Origin of the sequence: Rhizobium sp. 9140 (assembly GCF_900067135.1) — a bacterium.
Classification (GTDB): Bacteria; Pseudomonadota; Alphaproteobacteria; order Rhizobiales; family Rhizobiaceae; genus Ferranicluibacter.
The window spans coordinates 2,278,390-2,297,175 of sequence record NZ_FJUR01000001.1; the positions used below are offsets into that span (position 1 = coordinate 2,278,390).

The following is an 18,786-nucleotide window of genomic DNA, read 5'->3' on the forward strand; positions in this document are numbered from 1 at the left end:
TTCCGCGCTTGATCGGCGACATGATGAAGAATTAGGCAGTAACGCGAAATTGTAAATCAGCCTGTTTTCTGCAACATCTTCCAACGGTGGTGAAAGGGGGCATGCATGTAATGCGTAAGGTGCCCGAAACGATGACGGACATCCGCCCTCGGCCAGCCGATCACGCTCTTCATGAGCCGGGTGCTGAGGAACACCTGCTGGTGGTGTTGTCCCCGGCCAGCCGGACTTTCCCGCGATTTCCGCAGCTGTCGGTGCAGGCGCTAGGTCGCCGGATCGTCGTCCTGCGGCCGCGCCCTTCCACCTGGCCAGATCGTTGCCGCGCTGCCTGGGAAGAGGAAGCGGCTTTCGGGCATCCGTTTCTCTTCCTGCCGCTGCTGATCGCATTAGGGGCTCTTCTCTGGTTTTCCGCACGCCACCCGCCCCGTCTCGTCAATGTTGCAGTGCTGGCATGTGTTTTTTGCATAGCGACTGGCGCGCTCCTGTCGCGGCCCGGCTGGCTGCGTCTGGTCGTGCTCATGGCAACGGGCCTGCTGCTGGGCGCAACGTCCGCGGCCTTCGAGGCCGCCCGGACGGCCACCGTCATGCTGGACTCGCCGGTGACGACGACGATGACCGGGCGAATCCTTAGCCGGGAGATCGCCGGACGAAATGCCTATCGCTACATCGTCACCCTTCAGCGCACCGAGGCGCCGACGCTGCGGCGGTCGCCGACGACCCTGACGCTCGTCGTTCGCAATGGCGGTGCGGCGGAGGTCGGCGATGTCATCAAGGGCAGGGCGCGTCTCTCGCCGCCCTCCGGTCCCGCACTCGCCGGCCTCAACGATTTTGGCTTCGACAGCTTTTTTAAGGGGATTGGCGCCGTGGGCTATGCCTATGGAAAACCGCAGATCCTTGCCGATGCTGGCGGTCGAGAGACGGGCAATGCGTCCTTGATCGCCAGGGGCTGGGCCGGCCTGGCCGTGTGGCGCGAAGCGATCGGCATGCGGATCCGCGCGACGATTCCCGGCGATGCGGGCGCTATCGCGGCGGCGCTGGTCACGGCGGAGGAGCGGGCGATCAGCCGCGACAGCATTGCGGCCTTGCGAAATTCCGGCCTCGGTCATGTTCTGGCGATCTCCGGGCTCAACATGGTGCTGGCCGCCGGCACGCTGCTGGTCGGCCTGCGAACGGGTCTCAGCCTTGTGCCCGGCCTCGCGCACCGCATGCCGATCAAAAAAATCGCGGCGGCCGGGGCTTTGCTGATGGTGTGCTTCTATATCCTGATTTCCGGAGGTGCCGTTTCCGCGGTCCGGTCGTGGATCATGATTGTCATCATGCTTGTCGCCGTCTTTTTCGATCGCCCGTCGATCAGCCTGCGCAATGTCGCCATCGCGGCGCTGGTGATTCTGGCTGTGGACCCGTCAGCCGTCTCCGGTCCCGGCTTCCAGATGTCCTTTGCCGCAACTTTGGCCCTGGTCGCCGGCTATGCCCGCTGGAGGGAGCGCGAGGTGCCCTCCGGCCGGCGTGAAGGAAACGAAGTGCTCGCCGGCATCCGCGGTTTCCTTGCTGGCCTGTTTCTCAGTTCGCTGATCGGTGGCGTCTCGACGATGATCTACTCCGCGGCACACTTCAACCAGCTGCCCGCCTACGGCTTGCTCGGCAATATGCTGGCCATGCCGGTCATCGGTATCGTGGTGATGCCGGCCGGGCTCATCGCGATGCTGCTGATGCCGCTTGGGCTCGATACGCTGCCGCTGATCGTGATGGGATACGGGCTGGAGGTTATGCTGGCGGTCGCCCGCTTCGTCTCGTCGCTCGGTGGCCAGATCATGACCGGTCGCCTGCCGCACGCGGCCTTTGCGCTGATCGCCATTGGAGGTGTTGTCCTCTGCCTGTTGCGAACGCGACTCGCGCTCGCAGGTCTCGGGCTCGCAATCCTAGGCCTCTGTATTGCTATCGCTGCTCCGTCCGAACGTCCGGGTGTTGTGATCGCCGAGGACGGACGGTTTGCCGCGATCATCGACGGCACGGCCGGCGCCAGCAATCGAACCCGGCCACCTGCCTTCATCTATGGCCAGTGGACGCGGGCGCTCCGTCTGGACAGACACGATGCACCGACTGCCCGAGCCGATCTCGCTCTGCCCGAGCCGCCATCGCCGACCACCGACAGGCGGAACCGGCCGGCCTTCGAACCCTCCGCAGCCCGTGCTGCTCTCAGCCGGCTGATCGGCGAAGGCGAAAAGGGCCGTTTCTCCTGCGTCCCCGAACAATGGTGTGCCACGACGTCGCGTCAGGGTTGGGTCGTCGTCACGGTCGAGGATCGGAGGCTCGTCGGTGCGGCCTGTGACCTCGCCGATCTCGTCGTGACATCCGCGAGCCTTACCTTCGCCACCTGCCGGTCCGGAGCATTCCTCGCCGGTGCCCGCATGCTCCGGAAAACGGGCGCGCTCGAAATCTACGCTGACTCAGGCGCGCCGGACGGCAGACGGATCGTCCCGGCGATGGAAGGGCTCAGCCGTCCGTGGCAGCGCCACCGCGCCTATGATTGGCGGCTCGATTCGTTTCCGGATGACGTGCCAGCCAGCGGCGAAGCCTCTGAGTCTGCCGTCGGCGAATAATCATGATGAAAAAACTCTACAAATCTTGCCTTCCACACCGCCTCTGTCATATGAGAGCGCGAACGACGTCACAGAGGTGACGAAACCGGCTGCGGCCGGCGCCCGAGATCATCCTCTGCCACTTGGCACGGATGGATCGCTTGAGATGGACGGATCATGTCGAACCGCAAGTTTTCCACCCCCTTTTTCGCCGCCGCCCTGATGGGGGGCCTCGCGATGTCCCTGCCGGTCTATGCCCAGACGGCTGTCCCTCCGGCACCCGCCACGGAGCCGGTGCCTTCGGCGCAGCCGGCTCCCACCGATCCCGCCCCAACGGCACCGGCGCCACAGGCAACGACACCGGCAGCATCCGAAACGGCACCGGCCACGCCCGCGCCCGGCGAACCCCCGACGGAGCTTCAGGAGTTCACCGCTGAAGACGGCGCCGATCCGGCGCTCCCGCATGATCTGTCGCCCGTCGGCATGTTCCTGGCGGCAGACTATATCGTGAAGGGCGTGATGATCGCGCTGGCGCTCGCCTCGGTCGCCACCTGGTCGATTCTCGTCTTCAAAGTTTTCGAACTCTCGGCAGCCAAGGCGCGCTTGCGCCGGGCGCTCGCCCATCTCACCGATGCCACAGGTCTGCGGGACGCGTCCGAAAGCCGTGCAGTTCGCAGCGGACCGGCTGTGGCTATGCTGACGGCGGCCGGTCAGGAACTGACCAAATCCGAAGCGGTCCTCGATCTCGTGCCGGGTGAAGGCGTCAAGGAACGCGTCGCTTCGCGCCTTCAGCGCATCGAAGCCGGTGCTGGCAAGAAGATCGCGTCCGGCACGGGCATCTTGGCCACCGTCGGTTCCATCTCGCCCTTCGTCGGCCTGTTCGGCACCGTCTGGGGCATCATGAATTCCTTCATCGGTATCAGCCAGGCCCAGACCACCAACCTTGCCATCGTGGCGCCCGGCATTGCCGAGGCGCTTCTGGCAACGGCGATCGGTCTCGTCGCGGCGATCCCGGCCGTGGTCATCTACAATTACTTCGCCCGCTCCATCGCCGGCTACCGCCTGATTCTCGCGGACACGGCCGCGGCTGTCGATCGTCTCGTCAGCCGCGACCTCGATTTCCGCCTGGCCCGCCGCACCGCGCCGCGGCTGGCCGACACCATCAAGCAGGGCGAAACGCCCGTTGCACGGGCGAGGTAGACCATGGCAACGCGACTTGGCGACAGTGGTGGCGGCGATCTTGAGGAAAACGCAGAGATCAACGTTACCCCCTTCATCGATGTCATGCTGGTGCTTCTGATCATCTTCATGGTCGCAGCACCGCTGGCCACCGTCGATATGAAGGTGGATCTCCCGCAATCGGCTGCAAAGCCAACTCCACGCAGCGACGACAAGCCTGTTTTCATCACGCTGAAGTCCGACCTGACGCTCGCGCTCGGCAACGAGGCCACGGACGAAACGCGTTTCGCTGCGGATCTCGACGGTATGACCGAAGGTAACAAACAGACACGCATCCTCCTGCGGGCCGACAAGACGGTCGATTACGGCGCATTGATGGACCTGATGAACAGAATCCAGCAGGCAGGGTACAGCAAGATCGCACTGGTCGGCCTCGAGGGTGCACCGGCCGCGCCCTGAGGTCTTCGAGCGCACGAGACGAAGAGCGATTTTCCGATCCCTGCATTCGCCGCTTGAAACGCACGAAGCGGCGATTTATGAGCTTTGCAAGGCAGCCCGCCAATGCGGCGGACGCAGGCCGTCCGGACAGTGGTCCACAAGGGCGGCGTTCAAAGCGGATCGAAGAGGCACGCGCGATGGATTTCGAAGCAGCACGTATCAAGATGGTCGACAACCAGGTTCGCACGACGGATGTCACCTCTCATACGGTCCTTTCCGCGTTCCTGGCGGTTCCCCGCGAAGCGTTCGTTCCGGAAAACCGCAAGCAACTCGCCTATATCGACACAGATATCGCCGTGTCCCAGGCCGATGGCGGCCGCTATGTCATGGAGCCGTCGCCGTTGGCGAAGCTGCTGCAGCTCGGCGAGATCACCGTGACCGACTCCATTCTCGAGATTGGCTGCACGACCGGATATACCTCGGCCCTCCTGTCTCTGCTGGGCAAGGATGTGATCGCGCTGGAATGCGACGCGGATCTGGCCGCCCAGGCGAAAACCAACCTGTCCAGCCTCGGCTACACGAACGTCAATGTCGTGACGGGTCCCCTTGAAGCCGGTTATCCCGGCAAGGCACCGTATGACGTGATCTTCGTGAATGGCGCGATCGAAACAGTTCCCGCGGCCCTGACGTCCCAGTTGAGGGACGGTGGTCGCCTGATCGCCGTCGTCGGCTTCGGCAATGCTTCGCGCGCCAAGGTTTTCATGCGCGAGGGTGGCAAGGCATCCGAGCGCAAAGCTTTCAACACGGCCGTCAAGCCGCTGCCGGGCTTTCGCGTCGCCAAGGAATTTGTGTTCTGATCGCCTGATCGCTGATCTTCGATGGATACGACAAGCCGGGCCGCTGAGAAGCGCCCGGCTTTTTCATGAGCGGTCGAACGCCCGCAAGCCGCCGCGGTTCGTTCGAACATGCTATGGTCAGCCCGGCGCCATGCTGGCCAATTAGGTCTAGCTTGAATACCGGTCTGGCTTTAGGGCGTCCTGATGCGCGACAGCAACGCTACGCCACTGTAAGGTTACGCAGAGCCGTGTCCGTCTTGCGCACGTGGCTGCAGGGCTGGCATCGAAACATCCTGCGGTCGTCGCTGTTCCCGCCGTCGGTATGGCACATGCCGCGGAAACTCTGACGTCGATGTGCGGGTACCGGATTGCTGGGTCCTGTCATACTGGAGGCATCGCATGAAAATGCTGCATACCGCTGCCATACTCGGACTGGCTTTTGCTTCGCCGGCCTCCGCCGAGACGATCGCGGACGCCATGGCGAAGGCCTATGCCAACAATCCGGACCTGAACGCGGCGCGCGCCGGTCTTCGGGCTGTGGACGAATCCGTCACGATCGCGAAGTCCGGTTACCGGCCCCAGGTTTCGGCGGTGGCGAGCGGCACGCAGACGCGCTTTGATAGCGAGTTGCAGAGACGCCCGCGAGACTTTCATCAGGGGGCCGCCGGACTAACGATCACCCAGCAGATCTTTGACGGTTTCCAGACCCTGAACGACGTCCGTGCGTCCGAATCGACTGTCCTTTCCAATCGGGAAAGCCTGAAAGCCAACGAGATCTCGATTCTGCTATCGGCTGCGGAAGCCTATGCCAATATCGTCCGCGACCAGCAGGTCGTCGGCATTCGCCGCCAGAACCTCGCCTTCCTCAAGGAGCAGCTGAAGGCCGCGAATGCCCGGCTGACGGTGGGTGAAGGCACCCGCACGGATGTCAGCCAGGCCGAGGCGGAACTCGCAAGTGCCAAGGCGCTGCTTGCCACGGCGGTATCGCAGTTAAAGCAGAGCCAGGCGGTCTACGTCCAGATCGTCGGCGGCGCGCCCCGCGATATCAAGGCGGCGTCACCCGCCAAGATCGGCATGCCGCGCACGCTCGACCAGGCTGTCGCCGCAGGCCTTCGGGATAACCCGCAGATCATCGCCGCGGAATATGCCGTCGATGCAGCCGGCTACCGGGTGAAGCAGGCGGAGGGCACCATGCTGCCCGGCGTGACGATCCAGGGCTCGGTCAGCCGCAATACCGGCGATTCCTTCAACAATGGCGGTATCGACAACACCTCGGGGTCGATTACGGCGCGCCTTCAGGTGCCCATCTACCAGGGCGGCGCCGAATACGGCCAGGTGCGGCAGGCCAAGGAGCGGGCAGGCCAGCAACGCATCGTCGTCGACAGTGTCCGGCTCGACGTTGAGAAGACGGTCGTCAGCGCCCACGCCCAGCTGGATGCCGCCCGCGCTTCCATTACGGCCAACAAAGAACAGATTCGGGCTGCGAACCAGGCGCTGGCCGGTGTCATCGAGGAGCGCAAGGTGGGGCAGCGCACGACGCTCGACGTCCTTGACGCCCAGCAATCGGTGCTTGTGGCACGCGAAAGCCTCGCGGCATCACAGCGCAACGCCGTCGTCGCGAGCTATTCTCTGCTCGCCAGCATGGGCGCGCTCACCGTCCGAGGTCAGAATCTGAACGTTGCGGAATACCGCCCGGAAGAGCACTACGAGGCAGTGAAGAACAAATGGTTCGGCTTGAGCCCTGTGGAGGGGCGTTGACCGCCGAAGTCTCGTTTGCCTGCAAGGACCGGATGACGGGAGAAACAAATCTGTGCATCATCGCGGGAGGATGATTCGCGGCATTTCGCCTAAAGGACAAGTCGCTTAAGGGTCATCAGGCTCTGCGCAAAGCGGCGGCGCGCGTTGAATGAAACGAGGATCTGCAATGGCACAATCGAACCTGGCGCGCGAACCGTCGATGGACGAAATTCTCGCTTCGATCCGCAAGATCATCGAGAGCAACGAGGCGACCGGCCCCGGTCTTCCTGCCAATGATCATGGTCCGATGTCGGACGGATATTACGCCAGCGACCGAGCCTACCTCGACGAAGAGCAGGCCGAAGACATCCGGCTGACGATCGACGACACCGTCTTCCCGGATTTCGATGCATCCGAGGCAGATACCGGTCATCGGCAGGTGCCGTCCCCGTCCTACGCGATGGAAGAACCGCCCCGCGCCGTGCCCTCTGCGCCGCTCTCGCTGGCAGATGTTGCCGCGCGCGTGCGTGCTGCATCCGAGCGCCAGACGATGCCGCGCGAAGCCGTTGCCGCACCCCGCGATCAGCAGGCGAGGGCACCCCAGACCACCGCACCGCGGCAGGACATGCAGCAACCTCTGCCTCAGGCAAACGTCGCAGCGGCTTCCCAGCCGGAGCCGACTCGCGTGACGGCGTATCGCGAACCGGCTGTCGAGGAGACACAGAGCGAGCAGGACCTCGCTCATCAGGCCGAGGTGGAGGCATCCATTCGCGCCATGGCGCGCGATGTCGTCACGCCGCACGTCGTGGCAAACGAGGTGACCGCCCCCGAGACCGCCAATGCTGGAACGAACGTGACGACACAGCCGGAAACGCCAGCCGCAACGCAGATTGCGTCGACCGATGCATCGTCGCAGGTGCGGGAAAAAGACGTCACCGCCATCCTTTCGGATGCGGTCAGCGAGCAGGTTTCCCGCTCGTTCGATGAACTGGCGCTGGCAATCGACAGCAGCCCGCGCCGTTCCTTCGACGAGATCGCGGAAGAAATGCTGCGCCCGATGCTTCATGAATGGCTCGATGACAATCTGCCGACGCTGGTGGAGCGCCTCGTGCGCGAAGAAATCGAACGCGTGGCGCGCGGCCCGCGCCGCTAGCCACTTTCGATCGATGCGTCCGGCAGGGGCGCATTCTTGCGCGTTCGACATGCCGACGCCAGGCCATAAGCCGCAGGGTGTTCAGGCGCGGCTGATCCGTCTTCTGCTCGTCTCCCGACATCCGCAGTTATGGCGTTCTCGGTCAGCGCACCCCATATTCGCGGGGCGGAATGTTGCGCGCTTGCGCGGTTCCGGTTTACAAGCCTCCCACATTAACCAGCACGTTTGGCTCCGAAATGCTTGACAAAACCTATGATTCCGCTGCGGTCGAACCGCGTATCGCCAAGCTTTGGGACGATGCCGACGCCTTTCGCGCCGGTGCGGGCGCCAAGCCCGGCGCCGAGCCCTTCTGTGTCGTCATTCCCCCGCCGAACGTGACCGGTTCTCTGCATATGGGTCATGCGCTCAACAACACGCTGCAGGACATCATGATCCGCTTCGAGCGGATGCGCGGCAAGGATGTTCTGTGGCAGCCCGGCATGGACCATGCCGGCATCGCGACCCAGATGGTCGTCGAGCGCCAGCTGATGGAACGTCAGCTTCCCGGCCGGCGCGATATGGGCCGCGATGCCTTCATCGACCGGATCTGGGATTGGAAGGAAGAATCGGGCGGTCTGATCTTCAACCAGCTGAAGCGCCTCGGCGCCTCCTGCGACTGGTCGCGCGAGCGCTTCACCATGGATGAAGGGCTCTCGAAGGCAGTTCTCGAGGTCTTCGTCACGCTCTACAAGCAGGGCCTGATCTACAAGGATAACCGGCTGGTCAACTGGGATCCGAAGCTCCTGACCGCGATTTCCGATCTCGAGGTCGAGCAGATCGAGGTTGCCGGCAATCTCTGGCATCTGCGCTATCCGCTGGAGCCCGGCGTCACCTACCAGCACCCCGTTGTTTTCAACGAAGAGGGCGAACCCACCGAATTCGAGACGCGCGACTATCTGGTCGTCGCGACGACGCGGCCGGAGACCATGCTTGGCGACACCGGCATCGCGGTCAATCCCGAAGACGAGCGTTATCGTGCGATCGTTGGCAAGCATGTCGTGCTGCCGCTGGTTGGTCGTCGCATTCCGATCGTTGCCGACGATTACGCCGATCCGACGGCAGGCACTGGCGCCGTCAAGATGACGCCGGCTCATGATTTTAACGACTTCGAGGTCGCGCGCCGTCATGATCTGCGGAAGATCAACATTCTGACGATCGATGGCCATGTGACGCTGAAGGACAACGAGGACTTCCTTGAAGGCCTGCCGGCGACCGGCGAACTCGATGCACTGGTTGAAATCCTCGAGAACGTCGAGCGTTTCGCGGCCCGCAAGATCATTGTGTCTCTCTTCGAGGAACGCGGCCTGCTCGACAAGATCGAGCCGCACAAGCACATGGTTCCCCATGGCGATCGCGGGGGCGTGCCGATCGAGCCGCGCCTGACCGAGCAGTGGTATGTCGATGCGGCGACGCTTGCAAAGCCCGCCATCGCTTCCGTTCGCGAGGGCCGGACCAACTTCGTTCCGAAGAACTGGGAGAAGACCTATTACGAGTGGATGGAAAACATCCAGCCATGGTGCGTTTCCCGTCAGCTCTGGTGGGGACACCAGATCCCGGCGTGGTACGGACCGGACGGTCAGGTTTTCGTCGAGAAATCCGAGGAAGAGGCGCTGCACGCCGCTATCCAGCATTATCTGTCGCATGAAGGCCCGATGAAGGCTTTCGTTCAGGACCGGATTGAGAACTTTGCCGTCGGCGAGATCCTGACGCGCGACGAAGACGTTCTCGATACGTGGTTTTCCTCCGCGCTCTGGCCCTTCTCCACGCTTGGCTGGCCCGATCAGACCAAGGAACTGGCGAAGTACTACCAGACGGACGTTCTGGTTACGGGTTTCGACATCATCTTCTTCTGGGTCGCCAGAATGATGATGATGGGCCTTCACTTCATGAAGGACGAGAGCGGCAACCCGGTCGAGCCGTTCCATACCGTCTATGTTCACGCTCTCGTTCGCGACAAGAACGGGCAGAAGATGTCGAAGTCGAAGGGCAACGTCATCGATCCGCTCGACCTGATCGACGAATACGGAGCCGACGCTCTGCGCTTTACACTTGCCATCATGGCGGCGCAGGGGCGCGACGTGAAGCTCGATCCTGCTCGGATCGCCGGCTATCGCAATTTCGGCACCAAGCTCTGGAATGCGACGCGCTTTGCCGAGATGAACGGTGTGAAGGCCGATCCGTCCTTCCTGCCGGAGGCCTGCGTCCTCCCGGTCAACCAGTGGATCCTGACCGAGCTGTCGCGCACGGTTCGGGACGTTACTGCCTCCATCGAAACCTACCGCTTCAACGAGGCCGCCGGTAGCCTGTATCGTTTTGTCTGGAACCAGGTCTGCGACTGGTACCTGGAACTGCTGAAGCCGGTCTTTGCCGGCGAGGACGAAGCTGCCAAGGCCGAGTCCCAGGCCTGCGTCGCCTATGTTCTCGAAGCGGCCTATAAGCTACTGCATCCGTTCATGCCCTTCATGACAGAGGAGCTCTGGACGGCAGACGAGGGCGCCCAGCGGGACGACCTGCTTTGCCACGCGGCCTGGCCCGTTGCCGGCTTTGCCAACGAGCATGCGGCGGCGGAAATCAACTGGCTGATCGATCTTGTTTCAGGCATCCGCTCGGTTCGCTCGGAGATGAACGTGCCCCCGTCGGCGATTGCGCCGCTGGTGGTGGTCGATGCCGGCATTCCCACGCGCGAGCGGCTGGAGCGTCACGCCGCCGCCATCCGCCGGCTCGCCCGCGTCGATGCGATCGACGTCGCGACGATGGCGCCCAAGGGCAGCGCGCAGATCGTGGTCGGCGAGGCAACATTCTGCCTGCCGCTCGGTGCTCTGATCGATCTGGTTGCCGAAAAGGCACGCCTTGGCAAGGCGATCGACAAGGTCGAAATCGAACGCCAGCGTATCCTCGGCAAGCTGTCGAACGAGAAGTTCGTGGCCAATGCCAAGCCGGAGGTCGTCGAGGCCGAGCGCGAACGACTGGTCGAACTCGACGGCCAAAAGGCCGCGCTCGATGTCGCCCTCGGACGCATTGCGGATGCGAGTTGAGGCTTGCAACCGGGCTATCGCATCTAGCCTTACATGAGCATCGAAGGGGCCGCGACGTCGTCGAGGCCCCTTTTCACGTTCGAGCTCTTGGATCCAGCGACTCAGCGATGCGAAGACGTCGCGAAGAGATGGTGTCACACGAGGAAAGTTCCGTCCGATACGCAGGCAGGAGCGAAACATGTCTGAAAAAGGGCAGGTTGTGGCATGTGGGTGACAGTGCAGGAAGAGGAGCAAATTCATACCCGCTCCATCGGAAAACCTTACTTCACTAGAAAAAAATTTCCAAATCACCGAATATTCGACGTGCAGACGAAATTCTTACGTCAATTTTTGCACGCAACCAGATGTGACCATCAATTTATGGGAATTGCATTCGGTTTGTATTCACATATTCTCATGTTCAATAAGGCGGCATCCGAGGGCGTGTCGTCACGTTGAGTGGGAGGTTACATGAATTTCAAACATACACGGTCTGTCGTCGCCATGGCAGTTCTCGCCGCGATGACAGCGACGTCGGCTCACGCAGGTGGTCTGGAGCGCGGCGGCTACAACATCGATCTTCTGTTCGATCCTTCTGCCTATGCTCTCGAAGCCACGACGACATACGTGAATCCGCAGCGCGACCTGGAGAACGGCCGCGACACCAATCCCGCGAACGGCCTTGGCGCTGACGGTCGCGGCGGCGGTTCGACATCGACGCGTGACACGGAAAGCTACTGGGTACCGCGTGTCGGCATCAAGGCAGCGCTCGGCGATAGCGGCATCGACTGCATGGCCGACTATTCGCAGCCGTTTGGTGCCTACACCAATCCGGGCCGCAACTGGATCGGTGCCAACGACAACACCAAAACCAAGATCGAAACCGATAACTATGCGGTAACCTGTTCCTATAAGTGGGCCATGGGTCCGGGTAAGATCCGGGTCATCGGTGGCGGCTTCTACCAGGAGGTCAACGGCTTCAAGGAGCGTTTGGTCGCACCGAACTTCTACGGTACCGGCAACGGCATCGGCCGCCTGGATCTTGAGGACAACGGTTGGGGCGGTCGCGTTGGCCTGGCCTATGAAGTTCCGGAATATGCCTTCCTGACGAGCCTCGTTTACAACAGCGAAGTCAAGTTCGACGATATCGAAGGCACGATCGACCTCAGCGAAGTGCGCGTACCCGGTCCGCTTGGACCGGCCAGTCCGATTCAGTTCGGCAAGTACGCCGTCACCGGCGAGGCATCTGTACCGCAGTCGCTGGAGTACAAGATCCAGAGCGGCATCGCACCCGACTGGCTGGCCTTCGGCTCGATCAAGTGGACGGACTGGAGCGTGTTGCAGTCAGTCGCCTTCTGCCCGGCGACGGCAAGCCCGCTGACCCCCTGCACCAGCCTCGACCTGCTCTACCGCGACGGCCTGACCGTCACGGCGGGTGTCGGTCATAAGTTCAACGATCAGTGGAGCGGCGCTGTCAGCCTGACCTGGGATCGTGGTACAAGCACGGTCATCAACGCGCAGAGCGACACCTGGACGCTCGGCACAGGCGTTGCCTACAAGCCGGTCGAAAACGTCGAGTTCCGTCTGGCAGGTGCCGTCGGCATCCTGACCAGCGGTTCGTCCCGCTCGACTACGATCAACGGCGTACCCTACGGCAGCAATGTCAGCTACGATTACGGCAACGACGTCGTCACCGCCGTCTCGACGTCGCTGAAGGTTCGCTTCTGATCCATCGTGACCAGATGCAAGAAATGAAGGCGCCCGGTTCGAAGCCGGGCGCTTTGGCGTTTGGAGACGCAGGTGCGTGAGGCGAACTCTATTCGGGTAGGGCGGTGGTATGTCGGCGAGCCGGCCTCTGCGATGCGCTGTGGGAACGATGACGCAGCGCCGCCGACCGCGTGCCGTGCCGACCGTCAGGGCTCGATGCTCACGATATCGATCGGCGTTCAACCGCCGTCTCGCGGATATTTTTCTCGGGCGCCACCTGAAGGGTGCAGCAGAACCGGAAAGCGAAGAGCGCGACGGGAAATCGCCTCCGGACACACGCATTTTGTGACGATTCCGCAACACGCGGTTTGAATGGTTTGGCAGCCCCGGCAGGCCCTTGTTTCAGTCTATTTCCCGCCACAAACAGAGAGCATCGATCTCCTGCCGCAGGAAGTTGAACCCCGAGCGAACCTAGAGTGCGCCACGGGGAACAATTTTCGGCAGGTGAAACGAAGTAGTGATGTTTCATGATGTTACATGGCGATCTTCGAGAACATCGACGGGTGGAACCAGTATGGGAAACCCTGGATCTACAGAGGATCGAGACAGGGCCGCAGTGTCGCCGAAAATCGGCGCTAGCCTGGCTTGGGCACTCAAGGAGACGGCAGCCGGAAGCGGTTGCGACAGGGGAATGCGGGCGAGGGGTCGCTGCGGCATTTCGGCAGGCATGGACCGAGTGGGGAAGCGCCGGATCGAACATGAGGCGAGCCGGGTTGAACGGAAGATTTTGACGAATATGCTACGCGAATGCAGGTCGTTGACGTTTGTGGTATTGAGTTTGGCGGCAGCGCTTGGGGCGTCTTGCGGTGCGGTTCGCGCCTTTGACCCCAACGCCGGCGTCACGAAGGAATCCGGCCCGTTCGCACTCTTCAAATTCGGCTTCTCCGCCTACAAGAACGGTCGCAAGGATGAGGCCGTCGAGGCTTATCGCTACGCCGCCGAAAAGGGCCATACGGCGTCCCGCTGGGCTCTGGCCAACATGTATGCCGATGGTGACGGCGTCACCGAAAACGATCTCGAAGCCTTCAAGATCTACAGCGAGATCGCCGAGAATGGCGTTGAGCCGGGTTCGCAGGATACGGGCTATTTCGTCAACGCGCTGATCTCTCTCGCCGGCTATTACCGCCGCGGCATTCCCGATACACCCGTTTCCGCCAACCTCAGCCAGGCGCGTCAGCTCTACTTCCAGGCCGCCTCGACCTTCGGTGTCGCGGAAGCCCAGTTCCAGCTGGCCAAGATGCTGCTGTCCGGCGATGGCGGCAGCGTCAATGTCCAGCAGGCAAAGAAATGGCTGAACCGCGCCCGCAAGAAGGGCCATGCCGGCGCTATGGGCGTCTTCGGCAACGTCATTTTCCAGGAAGGCCAAACCGTTCGCGGCCTCGCTTACATGACGGCAGCGCTCGACCAGTGCTCGCCGAAGGACCGTCAGTGGCTGCAGCCGATGCAGGAGCAGGCCTTCTCGCTCGCCACCGAGTCCGATCGCCGCGTCGCAATCAACATGTCCCACGCGATCCGCCCGGGCGAAGCGGACTGAGCACTCCGTCGCCGCTCAACGGATTCTGAAGAATGCTGTTGAGCGCCGATACGGCGTCACCTCCGATCATAACCGTTCGACGCAAGACGTCGTCAGGCAGCAACGACGTCGATCGGTGTGAAGTCGAAATGTGCTATAACCGGCACGTGGTCGGACGGCTTTTCCCAAGCGCGGACATGCTTCTCGATATCGGTGGAGATGAGCTTGTCGGTCGCCTCCGGCGACAGCATCAGATGGTCGATGCGAATGCCGTGGTTCTTGGGCCAGGCGCCTGCCTGATAATCCCAGAAGGAATAGTGTGAGGCCGCATCGGTCGTGGCACGCACGGCGTCGGTGAGGCCCAACTGTTCCAGTCGGCGAAAGGCGGCCCGCGTGCGCGGCAGGAAGAGGGCGTCGTTCTCCCAGACGCGCGGGTCCCAGCAGTCATGCGGCTCCGCGATCACATTGTAGTCGCCGGCAAGGATCAGCGGCTCTTCCAGCGCCAACCGTGATGCGGCGAAGGCCTGCAATCGCGCCATCCAGCCGAGCTTGTAGGTGTATTTCTCCGTTTCCGGCGGGTTGCCGTTCGGCAGATAGAGCGAGCAGACCCGGATAACCCCGCCTTCGACGGAAAAGACACCTTCGATGAAGCGCGACTGCACATCCTCGTCATCGCCGGCAAGGCCGTTGTTGATTTCGTCCGGCTTGATGCGCGTCAGCAGCGCGACGCCGTTGAAGCCCTTCTGGCCGTGGGTGAAGACATGATAGCCGAGCGCCTCGATCTCGGCCCGGGGAAAGCCCTCATCGACCGTCTTGATCTCCTGCAGGCAAGCGATGTCGGGTCGCGATTCCTGCAGCCAGGCAAGGAGAGCGTCGATGCGAGCCCTGACGCCATTGATGTTCCAGGTCGCGATCTTCATGGTCTCTGTCTCCCGTGGCTGCCGTCTCGTCTTAAAGCGCACCGCACGCTTTGACAAACGCGTCGGCGGAAAATCGCTGTTCCCGGTATCCGATGCCCGAGAGAGTGAGCAGATAGGAGAACGCCAATAATCTCCGGCCTGAGATACACGTTTACGTTCCGATGCGCTAAGTCAGCAGATGACGTCACCGACACGGCACGCACTGCCGATGAGAAGGGATAGACCGGGGAGCATGATCCAGACGCTTGCCACCTACTGGCCGCACATTCTTGCCGTTCTCTCGGTGGTCATCGGCGTTCCCGCTGCCATCCATGCCACCATGACCAAGGATGAGGTGCGGGCGGCGCTCGGCTGGGTCGGCGTCATCGTTCTCTCTCCGGTCCTCGGCGCCATCATCTATGCCGTCGCCGGTATCAACCGCATCCGGCGCAGCTCCATCGGCCTGCAGCGCTCGCTCGTCAAGGATCGGACGGCCGACGTGTTGCGGCGTTTCGATGTCAACGATGCGCTCGTTGCCGAACGCTTCGGCCAGCGCTTCTGCTCGATGAAGGTTCTCGGCGACAAGGTCAGCCGTCACCATATGTCGGCCGGGAACAGGATCGCCATGCTGGAAGGGGGCGATATCGCCTACGCCCGCATGCTGGAGGCGATCGCCGGCGCCACGCGCTCCATCCTGCTGGAGACCTACATTTTCGACCGGGACCCGATCGGCCTGCGCTTTGCCGATGCGCTCATTGCGGCCGGCGAGCGTGGCGTTGAGGTACGGGTGCTGATCGACGCGGTCGGTGCGCGCTACTCCGTGCCGAGCATTGTCGGCCATCTGCGCAAGGGCGGCGTGACCACCCGAACCTTCAACGGCAATATCGTCATGGGGTTGCGTCTGCCCTATGCGAACCTCCGCACACACCGGAAGATCCTCGTGGTCGATGGCAGTGTCGCCTACACCGGCGGTATGAACATCCGCGCCGGCTTCACATCGGAATTCGCCGCGGGAGAAGAGGCGCATGACACGCATTTCGAGGTGCGGGGTCCCGTGGTCGCCGATCTGCTGCATGTCGCCTGCGAGGACTGGCAGTTCGCCGTTGGCGAGGTGCTGGAAGGCGACATCTGGGGAGTCGATCCGCCGCCGGACAGCGAGCGCAAGTCGCCGATGATCCTGCGCGCCATACCCACGGGGCCGGACCGCGCCAACGAGGCCAATCACAAGATGCTGATGGGGGCGATCTCGGTCGCCCGCAAAAGTATCCGGATCATGTCGCCCTACTTCCTGCCGGATCGGGAACTGGTGAGTGCCTTGGTGACGGCGGCACTGCGTGGCGTCGAGGTCGACATCATCGTGCCCGCCGTCAACAACCTGACGCTCGTCGATCGGGCGATGACCGCGCAGTTCGATCAGGTTCTGAAAGGCGGATGCCGGGTCTGGCGGGCGCAGGGCACCTTCAACCATTCCAAGCTGCTGACCATCGACGGTCGCTGGTCCTATATCGGCTCCTCGAACATCGATCCAAGATCGCTGCGGCTCAATTTCGAGATCGACCTCGAAGTGCTCGATACGACGTTCGCTGCCGATCTCGAGCGCCGTTTCGAAGTCGTGCGCGGCGCATCGGCGGATGTGACTCTGGCCGCGCTTCGCGCCCGGCCATTCGTGACACGACTTCTCGACCGCGTCTTCTGGCTGGGGTCGCCATACTTGTAAGGGAGATCTTACAGTACGTTATAGATGTTTTCGGATCTGAAACATTCGATTCGAATCCGACGATTCCAAACGTCAGATAGAGAAGCTGGTCCCGCAGCCGCAACTCGCAACCGCGTTCGGATTGCGAATCTGGAAGGACTGGCCGAGCAGGTTGTCGACGAAGTCGATCTCGGACCCCTCCATATAGACGAGCGATAGGCTATCGATCAGCACTTTCGCCTCGCCCTTTTCCAGAACGAGATCGTCGTCCGAGCCATCATCGACAAGATCGAACTTGTAGGAGAATCCGGAGCAGCCGCCGCCCTCGACGGAAACACGCATCGCGTGCTTATGCCTATCGCCTTTGAGAATCGTGCCGATGCGCTTTGCGGCGGAATCGGAGAGAGTAACGGTGGTCTCGGTCATTCTGGTGTCTCCTGCCGGGGTCAAGATCCGGAGAGTTTGTCACTGCTTACGGCGAAATCTGTATCCATGGTCTGCGCTGCGGCCGCCAACGTCATGATCTTGAACGGATCATGACGTAGAGTAACAGTCCATGCTTTCATGCGGCCGACACTATAGGTATGAAGGCTTTAAAACCGCGTCAATGGGATGCTGCATGCAAATGGCTTTGGACAAGGATGCACTGGGTTTCGGCACCGGACAGCGGGCGATTTTCGCGTCCGATCCCTGGACGAACAGGGGGCGCCTCTACCCCGAGGGCACCAGCACGACCCGCTCCGATTTCCAGCGTGACCGCGATCGCATCGTCCATACCACGGCCTTCCGCCGGCTGAAGCATAAAACACAGGTTTTCATCGCTGCAGATGGCGATCACTATCGCACCCGGCTGACCCACACGATCGAGGTCGCGCAGATCGCGCGGGCGCTCGCACGCGCGATGCGCCTTGACGAGGATCTGGCGGAGGGTGTCGCGCTCGTCCACGATTTCGGCCATACCCCTTTCGGTCACACGGGCGAGGATGCCCTTCAGGAGGTGCTCTCGACGCATGGTGGGTTCGATCACAACGCCCAGTCGCTTCGCATCGTCACCAAGCTGGAGCGGCGCTACGCCGAGTTCGACGGGCTGAATCTCACATGGGAGAGCCTGGAGGGGCTGGTCAAGCACAACGGACCTCTAACGGGGCCGGCGGCCGACCCGCGCCATCCCGTCGTGCCGCAGCCGATCCTCGATTATTGCGCTTTGCACGATCTGGAGCTTGGCACGTTCGCCAGCCTTGAGGCACAGGTGGCGGCCATCGCCGACGATATCGCCTACAACACGCATGACATCGATGATGGCCTGCGCTCGGGTTACCTGACCTTCGACATGCTGGAAGAGATCCCGTTTCTCGCCAGCCTCATGCAGGAAGTCCGGGCGAAATATCCGGGTCTGGAGGCGGCCCGCTTCACCCACGAGATCATGCGCCGGCAGATCACCGCGATGGTCGAAGATGTCATCGGGATCGCGCAAGGCAACCTGCGCGACATCCGCCCGGAAAGTGCCACCGATATCCGCATGGCCGGACGCGTCATTGCCACCTTTTCTCCCGAGATGGCGGAGACCGACCGGCAGATCAAGCGCATGCTGATGACCCGCATCTATCGGCACGCCGACGTCATGCGGGTGCGCGAGAACGCCGCGAGGATCGTCGTCGATCTTTACCATGCGTTCATGGCCGAGCCGCGCGAGATGCAGACGCACTACTGGATCGATCAAATCGCCGGGCTCGCGGAGCCGGCAAAGGCCCGTCACGTCGCCGATTACATCGCCGGAATGACCGATACATACGCGATTTCCACGCATCGGCGTTTGTTTGACCACACCCCGGATTTGCGCTAGAGCGCCAGCCACCCCCCGGTTGCAGATCGTAGTCTGTCAGAGCCGGGCCACCTTGATGCGGAACGCGGCCTGATGAGGCGCACCCTCCCGGACGAT

The 18,786-nt window shown here is 62.2% G+C and carries 12 protein-coding genes and 1 pseudogene; 11 read left to right on the forward strand and 2 right to left on the reverse strand.

Translation table 11 applies throughout. From position 1 onward, the window contains the following. The first annotated feature begins 131 nt into the window (after positions 1 to 131). The 9 genes and pseudogenes from GA0004734_RS10745 to exoR all read left to right on the forward strand — a co-directional run bounded on the left by GA0004734_RS10745 (position 132) and on the right by exoR (position 14,273). Positions 132 to 2,597 carry a ComEC/Rec2 family competence protein gene (locus tag GA0004734_RS10745; RefSeq protein ID WP_092936181.1) on the forward strand — a complete coding sequence of 822 codons (2,466 nt, stop codon included), beginning with the start codon at positions 132 to 134 and terminating at the stop codon, positions 2,595 to 2,597. A gap of 216 nt (positions 2,598 to 2,813) precedes the next feature. After that, complete coding sequence (exbB, locus tag GA0004734_RS10750; RefSeq protein WP_245292505.1) at positions 2,814 to 3,776, forward strand: tonB-system energizer ExbB; 963 nt, start codon at positions 2,814 to 2,816, stop codon at positions 3,774 to 3,776. A 3-nt stretch (positions 3,777 to 3,779) separates the two neighbouring features. Continuing rightward, positions 3,780 to 4,214, forward strand: a complete 435-nt coding sequence (gene exbD / locus GA0004734_RS10755; protein ID WP_092933590.1) for a TonB system transport protein ExbD — start codon at positions 3,780 to 3,782, stop codon at positions 4,212 to 4,214. 176 nt (positions 4,215 to 4,390) lie between these two features. Next, entirely contained in the window at positions 4,391 to 5,050 is a 660-nt protein-coding gene (locus tag GA0004734_RS10760; protein WP_092933592.1) for a protein-L-isoaspartate O-methyltransferase family protein, read from the forward strand. Positions 5,051 to 5,485: 435 nt separating this feature from the next. Next, positions 5,486 to 6,787 (forward strand): annotated as a pseudogene (locus tag GA0004734_RS10765) (TolC family outer membrane protein); the annotation flags it as partial. A 166-nt stretch (positions 6,788 to 6,953) separates the two neighbouring features. Further along, complete coding sequence (locus GA0004734_RS10770; protein ID WP_092933596.1) at positions 6,954 to 7,919, forward strand: PopZ family protein; 966 nt, start codon at positions 6,954 to 6,956, stop codon at positions 7,917 to 7,919. Between the two features lie 236 nt (positions 7,920 to 8,155). Then, a complete protein-coding gene (locus GA0004734_RS10775) occupies positions 8,156 to 10,993 on the forward strand; it encodes a valine--tRNA ligase (protein WP_092933598.1) in 2,838 nt (945 codons plus the stop codon). A 450-nt stretch (positions 10,994 to 11,443) separates the two neighbouring features. Continuing rightward, the gene (locus GA0004734_RS10780) at positions 11,444 to 12,700 is read left to right on the forward strand and encodes an OmpP1/FadL family transporter (protein ID WP_092933600.1); all 1,257 of its coding nucleotides are present in this window, start codon (positions 11,444 to 11,446) and stop codon (positions 12,698 to 12,700) included. Positions 12,701 to 13,475: 775 nt separating this feature from the next. Next, positions 13,476 to 14,273: an exopolysaccharide production regulator ExoR gene (exoR, locus tag GA0004734_RS10785; RefSeq protein WP_092936185.1), complete on the forward strand. Its 798-nt coding sequence runs from the start codon at positions 13,476 to 13,478 to the stop codon at positions 14,271 to 14,273. 92 nt (positions 14,274 to 14,365) lie between these two features. On the opposite strand, the gene xth is transcribed toward exoR, so the two are convergent. Continuing rightward, positions 14,366 to 15,172, reverse strand: coding sequence for an exodeoxyribonuclease III (gene xth / locus GA0004734_RS10790; RefSeq protein ID WP_092933602.1), 807 nt, complete (start codon positions 15,170 to 15,172; stop codon positions 14,366 to 14,368). A 232-nt stretch (positions 15,173 to 15,404) separates the two neighbouring features. Here xth and GA0004734_RS10795 point away from each other — a divergent pair, with 232 nt between their 5' ends. Beyond that, entirely contained in the window at positions 15,405 to 16,868 is a 1,464-nt protein-coding gene (locus tag GA0004734_RS10795) for a phospholipase D-like domain-containing protein (protein WP_092933603.1), read from the forward strand. A gap of 72 nt (positions 16,869 to 16,940) precedes the next feature. Here GA0004734_RS10795 and erpA read toward each other — a convergent pair whose 3' ends face one another. After that, positions 16,941 to 17,273 carry an iron-sulfur cluster insertion protein ErpA gene (gene erpA / locus GA0004734_RS10800; protein ID WP_092933604.1) on the reverse strand — a complete coding sequence of 111 codons (333 nt, stop codon included), beginning with the start codon at positions 17,271 to 17,273 and terminating at the stop codon, positions 16,941 to 16,943. A 199-nt stretch (positions 17,274 to 17,472) separates the two neighbouring features. Between erpA and GA0004734_RS10805 the strand changes: the two genes are divergently transcribed. Next, positions 17,473 to 18,690 carry a deoxyguanosinetriphosphate triphosphohydrolase gene (locus GA0004734_RS10805; protein WP_092933606.1) on the forward strand — a complete coding sequence of 406 codons (1,218 nt, stop codon included), beginning with the start codon at positions 17,473 to 17,475 and terminating at the stop codon, positions 18,688 to 18,690. Positions 18,691 to 18,786: the final 96 nt, after the last annotated feature.

Excerpts from the sequence above, each read along its gene's own strand:
- GA0004734_RS10745 (WP_092936181.1), top strand. The coding sequence starts at position 132 with ATGACGGACATCCGCCCTCGGCCAGCCGATCACGCTCTTCATGAGCCG.
- exbB (WP_245292505.1), top strand. The coding sequence starts at position 2,814 with ATGTCCCTGCCGGTCTATGCCCAGACGGCTGTCCCTCCGGCACCCGCC.
- exbD (WP_092933590.1), top strand. The coding sequence starts at position 3,780 with ATGGCAACGCGACTTGGCGACAGTGGTGGCGGCGATCTTGAGGAAAAC.
- GA0004734_RS10760 (WP_092933592.1), top strand. The coding sequence starts at position 4,391 with ATGGATTTCGAAGCAGCACGTATCAAGATGGTCGACAACCAGGTTCGC.
- GA0004734_RS10770 (WP_092933596.1), top strand. The coding sequence starts at position 6,954 with ATGGCACAATCGAACCTGGCGCGCGAACCGTCGATGGACGAAATTCTC.
- GA0004734_RS10775 (WP_092933598.1), top strand. The coding sequence starts at position 8,156 with ATGCTTGACAAAACCTATGATTCCGCTGCGGTCGAACCGCGTATCGCC.
- GA0004734_RS10780 (WP_092933600.1), top strand. The coding sequence starts at position 11,444 with ATGAATTTCAAACATACACGGTCTGTCGTCGCCATGGCAGTTCTCGCC.
- exoR (WP_092936185.1), top strand. The coding sequence starts at position 13,476 with ATGCTACGCGAATGCAGGTCGTTGACGTTTGTGGTATTGAGTTTGGCG.
- xth (WP_092933602.1), bottom strand. The coding sequence starts at position 15,172 with ATGAAGATCGCGACCTGGAACATCAATGGCGTCAGGGCTCGCATCGAC.
- GA0004734_RS10795 (WP_092933603.1), top strand. The coding sequence starts at position 15,405 with ATGATCCAGACGCTTGCCACCTACTGGCCGCACATTCTTGCCGTTCTC.
- erpA (WP_092933604.1), bottom strand. The coding sequence starts at position 17,273 with ATGACCGAGACCACCGTTACTCTCTCCGATTCCGCCGCAAAGCGCATC.
- GA0004734_RS10805 (WP_092933606.1), top strand. The coding sequence starts at position 17,473 with ATGGCTTTGGACAAGGATGCACTGGGTTTCGGCACCGGACAGCGGGCG.